This window comes from Pseudomonas sp. GW821-FHT01A09, from assembly GCF_058986725.1.
In genome coordinates, this window is sequence record NZ_JBYSWB010000027.1 from 25328 (window position 1) to 40683 (window position 15356).

The window sequence follows — 15356 nt, forward strand, 5'->3', positions numbered from 1 at the left end:
ACAACAAACATCATGTTCAAGTGGTATCGAGACGTCACCTCGCGTGAGCGCAAAACCTTCTGGGCCTGCTTCGGCGGTTGGGCGCTCGATGCCCTGGAAGTTCAGATGTTCGGCCTGGCCATTCCGGCCTTGATCGCCGCCTTTGCCTTGAGCAAGGGTGAGGCGGGCGCCATCAGCAGCGTCACCTTGATCACCTCGGCGCTGGGCGGCTGGGTCGGCGGGACCTTGTCGGACCGTTATGGCCGAGTCCGCACCCTGCAGTGGATGATTCTGTGGTTCTCGCTGTTCACCTTCCTCTCGGCGTTCGTCAGCGGCTATGAGCAATTGCTGGTGGTCAAGGCCCTGCAGGGCTTCGGCATCGGCGGTGAATGGGCGGCCGGTGCGGTGCTGATGGCCGAAGCCATCCAGCCCAAATACCGCGGCAAGGTCATGGGCACGGTGCAAAGCGCCTGGGCAGTGGGCTGGGGCGCCGCTGTCGGGCTGTTCACCCTCATCTATACCTTCGTGCCCGAGGCCATGGCCTGGCGGGTGATGTTCGTGGTCGGGCTGCTGCCGGCGCTGGTGATCATCTACGTGCGCCGTCAGGTGCCTGAGCCAGAGAGCTTCGCGCGCAAGCAAAAGGCCCAGACCGGCCCGCAGACCTTCTTCGCTTCGCTGGCTGGCATCTTTCGCCCGCAACTGCTGCGCGTGACGCTGCTCGGCGGCCTGCTCGGCCTGGGCGCCCACGGTGGTTACCACGCAGTGATGACCTGGCTGCCGACCTTCCTGAAGACCGAGAAACACCTGTCGGTACTCAACTCCGGCGGCTACCTGGCGGTGATCATCGTCGCGTTCTTCTGCGGTTGCGTGGCCAGTGGCTTCATGGTCGACAAGATCGGCCGGCGCAAGAACATCATCCTCTTCGCGTTCTGCTGCGTGGCCACGGTGCAGGCCTACGTGTTCATGGACCTGAGCAATACGGCGATGCTGTTCCTGGGCTTCCCGCTGGGCTTTTTCGCCGCCGGCATCCCGGCCAGCCTGGGCTCGCTGTTCAACGAACTGTACCCGGCCGACGTGCGCGGCGCCGGCGTCGGCTTCTGCTACAACTTCGGCCGAGTGCTGTCGGCGGTGTTCCCGTTCATGGTCGGCCACATGAGCGAGCACATGTCGCTGGGCTCGGCCATCGGCATCGATGCCGGGATCGCCTATGGCGTGGCGGTGATCGCTGCCCTGGCATTGCCGGAGACCCGCGGACGCAACCTGGACACCGAGATGCCGGCCACCGCCCAAGCATCAACTACGGCGGCCACCAGCCGGGCTTGATCACTATTGAACCTGCGGCATGCCCTGAACGTGCCGCCCCTTTACCCAGATGAGATCCATGGACACTATTTTGCCTATCAGCGGCGTCGATGCGCACGCCCACGTCTTCACCCAGGCCCTGGCGTTTGCCGGCGAGCGTCGCTACACCCCGCAATACGACGCCACCTTGCAGGACTGGCGCGCCTTGCTGGACGCCCAGGGCGTGAGCCATGGCGTGCTGGTGCAGCCGAGCTTTCTGGGCAGCGACAACTCCTATCTGCTCGAGGCGTTGATGCTGGCGCCTGAGCGCCTGCGTGGGGTGGCGGTGGTGGATCCGGATGTCAGCCACGCACAGTTGCAACGCATGGCGCGTCTGGGGGTGGTAGGGATTCGCTTGAACCTGATGGGCAAAAGCCTGCCGGACTTGAGCAGCGCCGAATGGCGGCCGTTGCTGGAGCAGGTCGCCGCGCTGGGCTGGCACGTCGAACTGCATCGGCAGATCGAAGACATTCCGGCCCTGGTGACCGCGCTCAAGCCCTATGGGGTCAAGGTCGTGGTCGATCACTTCGGGCGCCCCCATGCGGCGTTCGGCGTGACGCATCCGACCTTCAAGCGCTTGCTGGAGCTGGGGGGCGGGGATGTATGGGTGAAGATCTCCGGGGTCTATCGTCTGGGCGGCACTGACCGCGAGAACCTGGAATTCGCCCGCGCGGCGATCCCGCTGTTGATCGAGAGCTTCGGCACCGATCGCCTGATGTGGGGCAGCGACTGGCCGCACACCCAGTTCGAGGATCAGGTCAGCTATGCCTCGCAGTTCGACCTGTTGCAGCAGTTGGTGCCCTGGCCGCGCCAGCGCCAGGCCATTCTGCGCGACGGTGCGGTGACCCTGTTCGGCTTTTGATACGCAGCTATACAAAAGTAGTACGCAATAATGACGATGATCTGAAAAGGCCATTAACGGTTCAGGCTGCAACAGGCTAGACTGCTGCTTTCCAGCGATACGCAGACCTGTACAGCGTCTTTTGCAAGCGTTGCTTCCAGTCGTCGGCGCCACTGCTTGCGAGTCAGCTGCTGAATCGGTTCTGAATCAGCGCACGCGCCTCGGCCGTCAGGCCATCCGCCACGGCATGCGATCTCTGGAGCTTCTGTAGCGGTTTCGAGAGTGCTCATGCCCATTGGTAGTTTTCTGACAGGAAGTTATTCGCCTTCGTTGGTGGCCATTTCGCTTTGTGTGGCCATTCTGGCGTCCTATACCGCGCTGGACATGGTCGGCCGCATCGCCACCGCGCGCGGTCGGGCAGTGCTGGGCTGGATGGCGGGAGGCAGCCTGGCCATGGGTATCGGCGTGTGGTCGATGCACTTCATCGGCATGCTCGCCTTCCAGTTGCCCTTGGCGCTGGGTTACGACCTGACGCTCACCCTGTTGTCTTTTGTGATCGCCTTGGCCTCTTCGGGTTTTGCCCTGTTGCTGGTCAGCCGGCCGTCCCTGCCCATGGGGCGCCTGGCCGTCGGCGCGCTGGCCATGGGCGGAGGCATCGCCGCCATGCACTACACCGGCATGGCCGCCCTGCGCATGGCGCCGGGCATCGACTACGACCCTTATCTGTTCGGCGCCTCCTTGCTGATTGCCGTCGGTGCGGCTGCGGCGGCGTTGATGATCGCCTTCCGCCTGCGCCGCCACACGCCTTATGTACGGCTGATCCGCGGCGGCGCGGCGGTGATCATGGGGGTGGCCATTGTCGGCATGCATTACACCGGCATGGCCGCAGCGCGGTTCCCCGAGGGCAGCCACTGCGGCGCCTTGCCAGGCGGGCTGACCGGTGACGGCCTGGCGTATCTAGTGTTGATCACCACCTTGGCGGTGTTGAGCATCGCGCTGATCACTTCGGTGCTGGATGCGCGCATGGAGTCGCGTACCGCGCAGCTAGCGCTGTCTTTGCAACAGGCCAATCAGGAGCTTACCCAGTTGGCCTTGCACGACAACCTCACCGGCCTGCCTAACCGCATGCTGCTGTCCGACCGCATCGGTCAGGCGATCCAGAACGTACTGGACGGTCATGGCTGCTTTGCGTTGATGTTCATCGATCTCGATGGCTTCAAGCCGGTCAACGATGCGTTCGGCCACCACGTCGGCGACGAGCTGCTGCGGGCGGTGGCGCAGCGTCTGCGGGTCGGCCTGCATGGGCATGACACCCTGGCGCGGATCGGCGGTGACGAGTTCGTGCTGCTGGTGGCCCTGCACGAGCCCAGCGATGCGCTGGCGGTGGCGGCCGATCAGGTCACCCGGTTGGCGCAGATGTTCAGCGTCAGCGGTCACGACGTGCAGATCTCCGCCAGTATCGGCATCACCCTCTACCCCGGGGGCGGGGAGGATCAGCACCAGTTGCTGATGAACGCCGACGCTGCGATGTACCACGCCAAGAGCGTCGGCAAAAATGGCTACTGTTTTTTCGACGCCTCCATGAACACCGATGCGCGCAAGCAGCTGCAGTTGTTGCAGGAGTTGCGGGTAGCCATCGAGCTGAGCCAGTTGCGCCTGTTCTACCAGCCCAAGTTCGACGCCGCCAGCGGTGCTGCGGTGGGCGCCGAGGCCTTGCTGCGCTGGGAGCATCCGCAGCGGGGCCTGCTGTTGCCGGCAAGCTTCATCGAGCTGGCGGAAAAGACCGGGCTGATCATCCCCATTGGCGAATGGGTGCTGAACGAAGCCTGCCGGCAGATGGCGCTGTGGCTCGCGGAGGGCTTCAGCCAATGGCGCATCGCGGTCAACCTCTCGGCGCTGCAGTTCTGCCATGCCGGCCTGGTCGACAGCGTGGCCAAGGCGCTTGCGCTGCATCGGTTGCCGGCCAGCAATCTGACGCTGGAGATCACCGAAACCACGGCCATGAGCGATGCCGATGCGAGCATGGGCGTCCTGCAGCAGCTATCGGACATGGGCGTCGACCTGTCCATCGACGACTTTGGTACTGGCTATTCGAGCCTCATGTACCTCAAGCGTCTGCCCGCCAACGAGCTGAAGATCGATCGCGGTTTCGTTCGCGACCTGCAGCAGGACAGTGACGACGCCGCGATCGTTTCGGCGATCGTCGCCCTGGGCCAGGCACTCGGCCTGCGGATCGTCGCCGAAGGAGTGGAAACCGACCAGCAGCAGGACTTCCTCACGCGCCTGGGCTGTGATGCCTTGCAAGGCTTCCTGCTCGGCCATCCATTACCGGCCCAGGCATTCATGGCTGATATTCAGAAGGCCAAAGCCGTCATAGCTTGATATCATTCGGCCAGCCCGCCGCTGCCCGAATGCACTGATGGGCAACCAAACACTTCTGGAGAGACGAAAGGTCCATGGCCAAGGTCATTGTCATTACTGGCGGCAGTCGCGGCATCGGCGCTGCGACGGCGCTGCTGGCGGCCCGACAGGGCTATCGCGTGTGCATCAACTACCTGTCCGACGAGGAGTCGGCGATGCGTGTGCTGGCCGAGGTCCGGGCCTGTGGTGTGCATGGTATCGCGGTGCGCGCCGACGCCAGTAACGAGGACGAGGTCATTCGCCTGTTCCACCGCGTCGATACCGAGCTGGGCGCGGTGACGGCGCTGGTCAACAACGCCGCGACCATCGCCGAGCAATCGCGGGTCGAGGAGATGTCCGAGTTTCGCCTGCTGAAGATGATGAAGAACAACATCGTCGGGCCGATGCTCTGCGCCAAGCACGCGATCCATCGCATGTCGACGCTGCATGGCGGCTCCGGCGGCACCATCGTCAATGTGTCGTCGGCAGCGGCCAGGCTGGGCGCGGCTAACGAATACGTCGATTACGCCGCGTCCAAGGGCGCGCTGGACACCTTCACCATCGGCCTGTCCAAGGAGCTGGCCAGCGAGGGCATCCGCGTCAATGCCGTGCGCCCTGGCTATATCCACACCGATTTCCACTCCCTGAGCGGCGATGCCAATCGCGTGACCAAGCAGGAGTCGGCACTGCCCATGGGCCGCGGCGGGCGTCCGGACGAAGTCGCCGAGGCGATCGTCTGGCTCAGCAGCGAGTTGTCCAGTTATGTGACCGGGACCTTCATCGACCTGGCAGGCGGTCGCTGACCTGTAGCGAGGGGGCTTGCCCCCGAAAAGGTGTGTCAGCTGAATGGATGTCGTTGGTACGATCTTTCGGGGGCAAGCCCCCTCGCTACAGGGACAGGCATAAAAAAACCGGCGCGGGCGCCGGTTTTTTTGTATCAGCCATCAGCTCAAGGCTTGGCCGCAGCCGACATGCGTTGCACGTCATAGTCCTTTTTCTGCACCGGTACGGCGTCTCGCTTGCCCAGTTCGCTCATGGGAATCCGATAGGTTTCCTTGGCGGTAAAGGCAGCCAGTGCGGCGACGCAGGTGATACCGAAGGCGATCAGGCCAACCGTCATCGGAATGTTGTCCGAGCCGGGCGGGGCGACGGCGGCGAACAGCGCTGGCAGCAGAGCGGTGATCATGGTGCCGACGTTCTGCGAGATGGCCATGGCCGATACGCGGTAGCGAGTCTGGAACAGCTCCGGGTAGAAGCTAGGGAACACCGCGTTGTAGCCCTGATAGACCACGCCCCACATCAGCAGCGACATGGCGAAGGCCAGCGGCACGTTATGCACGCTGATGGCATACAGATAACCGAACGAGAGCAGGCCCGAACCCAGCGCCCCGCCGATGATCATCGGACGACGGCCGATCTTGTCCGACCAGTTGCCCACGAACGGGATCACCAGCACCGCGACGATGTTGCCCACCACCGGAATCCACAGATACACGCTCTTCGCGAAGCCGATGCCGTAGGCCGGCTGCACCGCGTATGCCGCCCCGAAGATAGTCGCGACCACCGGGATCACGTTCATCAGCGCCATGCAGGTTACCAGGCCCATGTTCTGCCAGTTTTTCTGGAAGGCTTCGGCAATCGGCGACTTGGTCAGTTCCTGTTTGGCTTCGACGTTGGCGAAGGCCGGGGTTTCTTCCACCGTGCGGCGGATGATGTAGCCCGCTACCAGCACGATAGCGCTGAGCAGGAACGGGATGCGCCAGCCCCAGGTGTTGAACATGTCGTCCGGCATGAAGTAGGCCAGCGGCAGGAAGATCGCAGCGGCAAAAATCTGCCCGGCCTGTACGCCCTGCAGGGTGTAGCTAGCGTAGTAACCGCGTCTGCCGAAGGGCGCATGTTCCAAGATCATCGAACTCGCTCCGGATATCTCACCGGCCACCGCGAAGCCCTGGATCAGGCGCAGGACCACCAGCATAATCGGTGCCCACACCCCGACCTGGCTGTAGGTCGGCAGCAGGCCGACCGCCATGGTGGCGAAGCCCATCAGGAACATGCACAGCAGCAGGACGTTCTTGCGGCCTTTGGTGTCACCCCAGTGGCCGAGGAAGAAGGCGCCGATAGGACGCGCAACGTAGCCCACGCCGTAGGTTGCCAGCGATGCGACGATGGCAATCTTGGGATCTGAGTTGGGGAAGAAGATTTGCGGGAAGATCAGCGCAGCGGCCTGCGCATAGATGAAGAAGTCGTAGTACTCGAGGGCCGAGCCTACCCAACCGCTGGCGGTTGCCTTTTTCGTCTGCTTACTGTCATGCGAATGAGTGTCATGGCTAGCCATGTTGGTCTCCGTTGTTTTTATTATCAAGCCTTGGCCGTTGCTGTTGCGTCTTGTAAAGCTAGCAGAAAAAGGCTTTTCCTACTGGCTCCCGTTTCGCGCAAAAACTAACTGGGTGGTACATTTTTAACAGCGGCGAAGGGCCCAGTCAACGGGCGCTGGAGGGTTTTTGCGCGATCATCGAACACTTCTTCGTGACCGCTGCAACAGGCGATATTGTCGCGGCAATAGGTAGCTGGCTACTGACCGAAACCCGGGAGCCACAAAAAGGCCCCGCAGCCTGATTAAAAGCCAACGGGGCCCGCTTCCCTATCTATGCTCACAAGGCCGCCGGCGGTTCCTCGCTGGGCGGGTCACCCACTGGGGTAGGTGGCACGGTGGGCTTGACCGGCACGCCGTCGGGGTTGTCGGGATCCTCATCCGGCACCGTAGGCGGCAGATTGGGCTCGTCGATATTGGGATCCGGGGTTTCAGCGGGAATGGGAATGTTCATGGTCCTGACCTCGCTCATGTGCAACAGCTGGCGTCGAAAACAACGCATTCAAGTATCTGGACCGCGGGCAGCGGGATTGATTCTTTTTTTCGATCCCGCCCTGCGGCGGTTGATTGCGTCTGAACTTTTGCCTCACGCCTCGGCTCCCAACCCTAGGCGACAAACAGTCGCACAGCACCACTCTTCCAGCAGCATCATCCGCAACGTCCACGGGGCGTGATAAGGAGCTAGGCTCGATGACGTCTGATGAACCTTTCGAATCCGGCCGCGAAGGCCAAGTCCAAGATAACGCCGAGCATGTATTGAGCCTGTCCCAGGCCCTGCTGTTGCCGCGAATCGTGATCGAAAATACCCAACCGGTGATCGACGACGGCGTATTCGCCGTCAAGACCCTGGTCGGCCGCCAAGTCGCGGTGACGACCAAGGTCTACGCCGACGGCCATGACAAGCTGGCGGTGCGCTTGCGCGTGCGGCGGGTGGATGGCGAAGAATGGCGGACCAGCGCCCTGACCGAGCTGGGCAACGACAGCTTTGCCGGGGCATTCAGCGTCGACGCCATCGGCCGCTACGTTTATTGCGTCGAGGCCTGGATCGATCAGTTCGCCAGTTACCGCTACGAGCTGGAGAAAAAATACGCCGCCGGCGTCGCCATCGGTCTGGAGCTGGAAGAGGGCCGTGTGCATCTGCAACGTGCCGCCGAACGCAGCGAGGGCGATCTCAAGCACGCCTTGCAAGCCCTGCACGACAGCCTCCATGAGCTCAACGAGGACCAGCGCGTGTCCTTGCTGCTGCAAGCTGACACCAGCGCCCTGATGGCCCGCGCCGACCACCGCGCGTTTCTCACCCGCAGCCCGGAATACCCGGTGGAAGTGGAGCGCCAACTGGCCGAATTCGCCAGCTGGTACGAGCTGTTCCCGCGCTCGATCACCGACGACAAGGCCCGCCACGGCACTTTCAACGACGTGCACAAGCGCCTGCCGATGATCCGCGACATGGGCTTCGACGTGCTGTACTTCCCGCCCATCCATCCGATCGGCCGTGCCCACCGCAAGGGCCCCAACAACTCCCTGACCGCCGGCCCCGATGATGTCGGCAGCCCCTATGCGATCGGCAGCGCCGACGGCGGTCACGAAGCGATTCACCCGCAACTGGGTAGCCGCGAGGACTTCCGCAACCTGGTCAAGGCAGCCGCCGAGCATGGCCTGGAAATCGCCCTGGATTTCGCCATCCAGTGTTCCCAGGACCATCTCTGGCTCAAGGAACATCCAGGCTGGTTCTCCTGGCGCCCGGACGGCACCATCCGCTACGCCGAGAACCCGCCGAAGAAATACCAGGACATCGTCAATGTCGACTTCTACGCCGCCGATGCCGTGCCGAGCCTGTGGCTGGCGCTGCGCGATGTGGTATGGAGCTGGGTCGAGGAGGGCGTGAAGATCTTCAGGGTCGACAACCCGCACACCAAGCCGCTGCCGTTCTGGCAATGGCTGATCGAAGATATCCGCAGCAAGGACCCGGACGTCATGTTCCTCGCCGAGGCCTTCACCAAGCCGGCAATGATGGCGCGGCTGGGCAAGGTCGGGTACAGCCAGAGCTACACCTACTTCACCTGGCGCAACACCAAGGCCGAGCTGCAGGCGTATTTCAGCGAGCTCAACGAGGCGCCGTGGTCCCATTGCTATCGCCCCAACTTTTTCGTCAACACCCCGGACATCAACCCGTTCTTCCTGCACGAATCGGGGCGCGCGGGCTTTCTCATCCGCGCCGCGCTGGCGACCATGGGCTCGGGTCTGTGGGGGATGTACTCGGGCTTCGAGCTGTGCGAGTCGGCGCCCATCCCCGGCAAGGAAGAATATCTGGACTCGGAGAAATACGAGATTCGCCCACGGGACTACACCGCGCCGGGCAACATCATCGCCGAGATCGCTCAACTCAATCGCATCCGCCGCCTCAATCCGGCGTTGCAGACGCACCTGGGCGTGGCGTTTTTCAACTGCTGGAACGACAACATTCTGTACTTCGCCAAACGCACTGCGGATCGGCAGAACTACATTCTGGTGGCGGTCAATCTCGACCCTTACAACGCCCAGGAAGCCAACTTCGAACTGCCGCTGTGGGAGCTGGGCCTGGATGACGATGCCGCGACCTCGGGGACCGATCTGATGACCGGGCACACCTGGACCTGGTACGGCAAAACCCAATTCATGCGTCTGGACCCTGCCTACCAGTCCTTCGGTATCTGGCGCATCGCCCGCGAGCTGTAAGCCTATCGGCGCGGCCGCGCAAGACGATGCGGCCGCCTCATAACAAGAGCTCCTCAACAAGGAATCAGCTGCATGGCCAGAAAACCTAAGGCAGCCAAGTTCATCGAAGACCCGCTCTGGTACAAGGATGCGGTCATCTATCAAGTGCACGTGAAGTCCTTTTTCGACTCCAACAATGACGGCATCGGCGATTTTCCCGGCCTCATCGCCAAGCTCGATTACATCGCCGAACTGGGGGTCAATACCATCTGGCTCCTGCCGTTCTATCCCTCGCCACGGCGCGATGACGGCTATGACATCGCCGAATACAAGGCGGTGCACCCCGATTACGGCACCATGCATGACGCCAAGCGGTTTATCGCCGAGGCGCATCGGCGCGGCCTGCGGGTGATCACCGAACTGGTCATCAACCACACCTCGGACCAGCACCCCTGGTTTCAGCGCGCGCGTCACGCCAAGGCCGGTTCCAAGGCACGGGATTTCTATGTCTGGTCCGACAGCGACGCCAAGTACGACGGCACGCGGATCATCTTCCTGGACACCGAAAAATCCAACTGGACCTGGGACCCAGTCGCCGGCCAGTACTTCTGGCACCGCTTCTATTCGCACCAGCCGGACCTCAACTTCGACAACCCGCAGGTGATGAAGGCGGTGATCGGGGTGATGCGCTACTGGCTCGACCTGGGCATCGATGGCTTGCGTCTGGACGCCATCCCGTACCTGATCGAGCGTGACGGCACCAACAACGAGAACCTGCCCGAGACCCATGCGGTGCTCAAGCAGATCCGCGCCGAGATCGACGCCAACTACCCGGATCGCATGCTGCTGGCCGAAGCCAATCAATGGCCCGAAGATACCCAGCTGTATTTTGGCGACGCCAAGGGCCCGAACGGCGACGAATGCCACATGGCCTTCCACTTCCCGTTGATGCCGCGCATGTACATGGCCGTGGCTCAGGAAGACCGCTTTCCAATCACCGACATCCTGCGCCAGACCCCGGAGATCCCCGCCAACTGCCAATGGGCGATCTTCTTGCGCAACCATGACGAGTTGACCCTGGAGATGGTCACCGACAAGGAGCGCGACTACCTGTGGAACTACTACGCCGCCGACAGCCGCGCGCGCATCAATCTCGGCATTCGTCGGCGCCTGGCGCCATTGCTAGAGCGTGACCGCCGACGGGTCGAGCTGCTCAACAGCCTGCTGCTGTCGATGCCCGGCACGCCGACCCTGTATTACGGCGACGAAATCGGCATGGGCGACAATATCTACCTGGGTGACCGCGACGGTGTGCGCACGCCCATGCAGTGGTCGATCGACCGTAACGGTGGTTTTTCGCGCGCCGATCCCGCGAGTCTGGTACTGCCACCGATCATGGATTCGCTGTATGGCTATCAGTCGGTCAACGTCGAAACCCAGGCCAGCGATCCGCACTCGCTGCTCAACTGGACGCGGCGCATGCTCGCCGTGCGCAAGCAGCAAAAGGCCTTTGGCCGCGGCACCTTGAAAATGCTTTCGCCGAGCAACCGGCGCATCCTCGCTTATCTGCGCGAGTACACCAACGCCGAGGGCAAGACCGAGATCATCCTCTGCGTGGCCAACGTCTCGCGCGCGGCCCAGGCCGCTGAATTGGATCTGTCCGCCTATGCCGGCATGGTCCCGGTGGAAATGCTCGGCGGCGCGGCGTTCCCGCCGATCGGGCAGCTCAACTTCCTGCTCACCCTGGCCCCTTACGGGTTCTACTGGTTTCTACTGGCCTCGGAGAATCAAATGCCCAGCTGGCACGTTGAACCGGCCCAAAGCCTGCCGGATTTCCTCACCCTGGTGCTGAAAAAGCGCATGGAAGAACTGCTCGAATCGCCGTCGCGCGAGTCGCTGGAAAACACCGCGCTTACCCAGTACCTGCCCAAGCGCCGCTGGTTCGCCGGCAAGGACAGCGCCATCGACAAGGTGCACATCGCCTACGGCGTGCGCTTCGGTACGCCCCAGGCGCCGGTGCTGCTCAGCGAAATCGAAGTCACCAGTGGCGGTGTGGTCAGCCGCTACCAGTTCCCCTTCGGTCTGCTCGGCGACGATCAGATCGCCAGCGCGTTGCCTCAGCAATTGGCGCTGTCGCGGGTGCGTCGCGGCCGTCAGGTGGGCTTGATCACCGATGCCTTCGCGCTCGAGACCTTTATTCGTTCGGTGCTGGCGGCGGTGCAGGGCAGCCAGACGCTGGCGTGCAGCGAGGGCGAGCTGCGTTTCGAGCCGACCGCCGAGCTCACGCGCCTGAATCTGGGCAGCGACGCGCAGATCCGCTATCTGTCCGCCGAGCAATCCAACAGCTCGGTGGTCATCGGTGGGGCCATGGTGCTGAAGATGATCCGCAAGGTCAGTGGTGGCATCCACCCGGAACTGGAAATGGGCGCCTTCCTGACCAGCGCCGGCTACAAGAACATTTCGCCCTTGCTGGGTTCGGTGCAACGGGTCGATGGCAATGGCCTGCCGCACCTGTTGATGATCGCCCAGGGCTTTCTGGCCAATCAGGGCGACGCCTGGGAATGGACCCAGAACAACCTCGAGCGCGCGGTTCGCGACGAGATGGCCAGTGCCCGTTCGGATCAGGATCAGCACTACAACGCACTGGTGGAGCTGGCGGACTTCGCCGGCATGCTGGGCAAGCGCCTGGGCGAAATGCACAAGGTGCTGGCCGCACCCACCGACAATGCCGACTTCCGCGCTGCGCCGAGCAAAAAGAAGGATGCCCAGGCATGGAGCAAAAGCATCAAGGCGCAGGTCGAACGTGCACTGCAACTGCTCGAACAACACAAAGGCAACCTCGATGACGAAAACCGCACGCTGGTCGCCGATCTGTTGAGCCAGCGCAAATCGCTGCTCAGCCACGTCGATACGCTCAGCCAGCAGGCCACCGGTGGCTTGATCATGCGCGTGCATGGTGACTTGCACCTGGGCCAGGTGCTTGTGGTGCAGGGCGATGCCTACCTGATCGACTTCGAGGGCGAGCCAGCGCGGCCGCTGGAAGAGCGGCGCGGCAAGTACAGCCCGTTCAAGGATGTCAGTGGCGTGCTGCGTTCGTTCGACTACGCCGCCGCCATGGCGGTGCGCAACGCCCAAAGCGTGGACGCCTCGCCGGAGGCGGCGCAGGCCAGGCAGCGCGTGGCCAAGCGTTATCTGCATGAATCGCGGCACGCGTTCATCGAGGCCTACCGCACGGCTACCGCTGACCTCGCCCATGCCTGGGAAAACCCGGCAGGCGAGCGCGCGGCACTGGAATTGTTCAGCCTCGAAAAGGCTGCCTATGAAATCGCTTATGAAGCGGAGAATCGTCCGGGCTGGCTGGCCGTGCCTTTGCATGGTCTGTTCGGGCTCTTGAGTACAAGGGGAGAAGAGTCATGAGTGCGCAACAGCAACAGAGCCAGCACGGTGCCATACCGTCCAAGGCCGATATTGAAGCGCTGATACGCGCCGATCACCGTGATCCGTTCTCGATTCTTGGCCCCCACAGCGATGGTGGCGACGGGCAATACATCCGCGCCTACCTGCCCAATGCGTTGTCGGTGGAGGTGTTGGCCAAGGATCATGACGAAGCGCTGGTCAAGCTCGAGCAGCATTACGACGTGCCGGGTTTCTTCACCGGTCATATGCCGTCGCGCCAGCCCTATCGGCTCAAGGTGCAATGGGCCGGCGGTGAATACACCAACGCCGATCCCTACAGCTTCGGCGCATTGCTGGGCGAGATGGACCTGTACCTGTTCGCCGAGGGTAATCACCGTGATCTGAGCAGCGTCTTCGGCGCGCAGGTGATGAACATCGACGGCGTCGATGGCGTGCGCTTTGCCGTGTGGGCGCCCAACGCCAAGCGCGTCTCGGTGGTCGGGGATTTCAACGGCTGGGATGGCCGCCGGCACCCGATGCGGGTGCGCTACCCCTCTGGCGTCTGGGAAATCTTCATTCCCGGGGTGCAACCTGGCGATGGCTACAAGTACGAGATCCTCGGTGCCCACGGCATTCTGCCGCTCAAGGCTGACCCGGTCGCCTTGGCCACCGAGCTGCCGCCCGCCACCGGCTCGCTGGTCGGCAAGCCGCTCGACCATGCCTGGGGTGACCAAGCCTGGCTCGAAGGTCGCGAGCAGCGCCACAGCACCAGTGCGCCGCTGTCGATCTATGAGTTGCACGCGGGCTCGTGGATGGTCGAGACCGACGATGCCGGTGAAGTGGTGCGCAATTACACCTGGCACGAGCTGGCCGACCGGCTGATCCCTTACATCGAGAAGATGGGTTTCACCCATATCGAGCTGATGCCGATCATGGAACACCCCTTCGGCGGTTCCTGGGGCTATCAGTTGCTCGCGCAGTTCGCCCCGACCGCCCGTTACGGCACGCCGCAGCAGTTCGCCGAATTCGTCGACCGCTGCCATCAGGCCGGCATCGGCGTGATCCTCGACTGGGTGCCCGCGCACTTCCCGACCGATACCCACGGCCTGGCCCGTTTCGACGGCACGGCGCTGTACGAATACGACAACCCGCTCGAAGGCTTCCATCAGGACTGGGACACGCTGATCTACAACCTCGGGCGCACCGAGGTGCACAGCTTCATGCTGGCGTCGGCGCTGCACTGGCTCAAGCATTTCCATATCGACGGCTTGCGCGTCGACGCGGTGGCTTCGATGCTCTACCGCGACTACTCGCGCAAGGCCGGTGAGTGGGTGCCCAACCGCTACGGCGGCCGCGAGAACCTTGAAGCCATCGACTTCCTGCGTCACCTCAACGACGTGGTGGCATTGGAAGCGCCGGGGGCTCTAGTGATCGCCGAGGAGTCAACCGCCTGGCCTGGCGTCAGCCAGTCGACCCAGTCCGGTGGGCTGGGCTTCACTTACAAGTGGAACATGGGCTGGATGCACGACACGCTGCATTACATCCAGAACGATCCGATCCACCGCAATCACCACCACCACGAGCTGAGTTTCGGCCTGATGTATGCGTATTCCGAGCATTTCATCCTGCCGATCTCCCACGACGAAGTGGTGCACGGCAAGCATTCGCTGATCGACAAGATGCCCGGCGATCGCTGGCAGAAATTCGCCAACCTGCGCGCCTACCTGACGTTCATGTGGGCGCATCCGGGCAAGAAGCTGCTGTTCATGGGCTGCGAGTTTGGCCAGTGGCGCGAGTGGAACCACGATCACCAGCTGGACTGGTACCTGACCGAGTATTCCGAGCACAAGGGCGTGCAGACGCTGGTAGCCGACCTCAACCGTCTGTATCGCTCCGAGCCTGCGCTGTACGAGCAGGACTGCAAGCCCCAGGGCTTCCAGTGGGTGATCGGTGACGACGCGACCAACAGCGTGTATGCCTGGATTCGCTGGAGCAAAGAGGGCCAGCCGTTGCTGGTGGTCGCCAACTTCACCCCGGTACCCCGCGAAGGCTATCGGATCGGCGTGCCGTTCGGCGAGCATTGGGACGAGGTGCTGAACAGCGATGCGGAGCTGTATGCCGGGTCGAACTTCGGCAATGGCGGAGGCGTGGACAGCGAGGAGATCGAAGCCCATGGTCAGTCGCGGTCGGTGTCGCTGAACCTGCCGCCTTTGGGCGTCTTGGTGCTCAAGCCAAGGCAGTAACGCAACCCGCTGTAGCGAGGGGGCTTGCCCCCGATTGCGCCGGATCAGGGCACCTCGTTGTGCCTGATCTATCGCAGTCGGGGGCAAGCCC

General features: G+C 62.8%; 9 protein-coding genes. 7 read left to right on the plus strand and 2 right to left on the minus strand.

Features of this window, described 5'->3' with window-relative positions; genetic code table 11:
- The first annotated feature begins 12 nt into the window (after positions 1 to 12).
- The 4 genes from AC3WJP_RS23665 to AC3WJP_RS23680 all read left to right on the plus strand — a co-directional run bounded on the left by AC3WJP_RS23665 (position 13) and on the right by AC3WJP_RS23680 (position 5364).
- Positions 13 to 1302: an MFS transporter gene (locus tag AC3WJP_RS23665; RefSeq protein ID WP_493723319.1), complete on the plus strand. Its 1290-nt coding sequence runs from the start codon at positions 13 to 15 to the stop codon at positions 1300 to 1302.
- Between the two features lie 58 nt (positions 1303 to 1360).
- On the plus strand, positions 1361 to 2182 hold the full coding sequence (locus AC3WJP_RS23670) for an amidohydrolase family protein (RefSeq protein WP_493723320.1): 822 nt from the start codon (positions 1361 to 1363) through the stop codon (positions 2180 to 2182).
- A gap of 267 nt (positions 2183 to 2449) precedes the next feature.
- Entirely contained in the window at positions 2450 to 4543 is a 2094-nt protein-coding gene (locus AC3WJP_RS23675) for a putative bifunctional diguanylate cyclase/phosphodiesterase (protein ID WP_493723321.1), read from the plus strand.
- Between the two features lie 74 nt (positions 4544 to 4617).
- Positions 4618 to 5364, plus strand: coding sequence for an SDR family oxidoreductase (locus AC3WJP_RS23680; RefSeq protein ID WP_493723322.1), 747 nt, complete (start codon positions 4618 to 4620; stop codon positions 5362 to 5364).
- Between the two features lie 146 nt (positions 5365 to 5510).
- Here AC3WJP_RS23680 and AC3WJP_RS23685 read toward each other — a convergent pair whose 3' ends face one another.
- Positions 5511 to 6896 carry an MFS transporter gene (locus tag AC3WJP_RS23685; RefSeq protein ID WP_493723323.1) on the minus strand — a complete coding sequence of 462 codons (1386 nt, stop codon included), beginning with the start codon at positions 6894 to 6896 and terminating at the stop codon, positions 5511 to 5513.
- Between the two features lie 316 nt (positions 6897 to 7212).
- Entirely contained in the window at positions 7213 to 7386 is a 174-nt protein-coding gene (locus AC3WJP_RS23690; protein ID WP_493723324.1) for a hypothetical protein, read from the minus strand.
- Positions 7387 to 7622: 236 nt separating this feature from the next.
- On the opposite strand from AC3WJP_RS23690, the gene AC3WJP_RS23695 reads away from it, so the two are divergent.
- The 3 genes from AC3WJP_RS23695 to glgB all read left to right on the plus strand — a co-directional run bounded on the left by AC3WJP_RS23695 (position 7623) and on the right by glgB (position 15265).
- Positions 7623 to 9647, plus strand: a complete 2025-nt coding sequence (locus tag AC3WJP_RS23695; protein ID WP_493723325.1) for an alpha-1,4-glucan--maltose-1-phosphate maltosyltransferase — start codon at positions 7623 to 7625, stop codon at positions 9645 to 9647.
- Positions 9648 to 9719: 72 nt separating this feature from the next.
- Positions 9720 to 13043 carry a maltose alpha-D-glucosyltransferase gene (treS, locus tag AC3WJP_RS23700; protein ID WP_493723326.1) on the plus strand — a complete coding sequence of 1108 codons (3324 nt, stop codon included), beginning with the start codon at positions 9720 to 9722 and terminating at the stop codon, positions 13041 to 13043.
- The gene (glgB, locus tag AC3WJP_RS23705; protein ID WP_493723327.1) at positions 13040 to 15265 is read left to right on the plus strand and encodes a 1,4-alpha-glucan branching protein GlgB; all 2226 of its coding nucleotides are present in this window, start codon (positions 13040 to 13042) and stop codon (positions 15263 to 15265) included. The genes treS and glgB overlap by 4 nt, the downstream gene beginning before the upstream one ends.
- The last annotated feature ends 91 nt before the right edge of the window (positions 15266 to 15356 follow it).

Coding starts and splice junctions, on each gene's coding strand:
- AC3WJP_RS23665 (WP_493723319.1), top strand. CDS start 13: ATGTTCAAGTGGTATCGAGACGTCACCTCGCGTGAGCGCAAAACCTTC.
- AC3WJP_RS23670 (WP_493723320.1), top strand. CDS start 1,361: ATGGACACTATTTTGCCTATCAGCGGCGTCGATGCGCACGCCCACGTC.
- AC3WJP_RS23675 (WP_493723321.1), top strand. CDS start 2,450: ATGCCCATTGGTAGTTTTCTGACAGGAAGTTATTCGCCTTCGTTGGTG.
- AC3WJP_RS23680 (WP_493723322.1), top strand. CDS start 4,618: ATGGCCAAGGTCATTGTCATTACTGGCGGCAGTCGCGGCATCGGCGCT.
- AC3WJP_RS23685 (WP_493723323.1), bottom strand. CDS start 6,896: ATGGCTAGCCATGACACTCATTCGCATGACAGTAAGCAGACGAAAAAG.
- AC3WJP_RS23690 (WP_493723324.1), bottom strand. CDS start 7,386: ATGAACATTCCCATTCCCGCTGAAACCCCGGATCCCAATATCGACGAG.
- AC3WJP_RS23695 (WP_493723325.1), top strand. CDS start 7,623: ATGACGTCTGATGAACCTTTCGAATCCGGCCGCGAAGGCCAAGTCCAA.
- treS (WP_493723326.1), top strand. CDS start 9,720: ATGGCCAGAAAACCTAAGGCAGCCAAGTTCATCGAAGACCCGCTCTGG.
- glgB (WP_493723327.1), top strand. CDS start 13,040: ATGAGTGCGCAACAGCAACAGAGCCAGCACGGTGCCATACCGTCCAAG.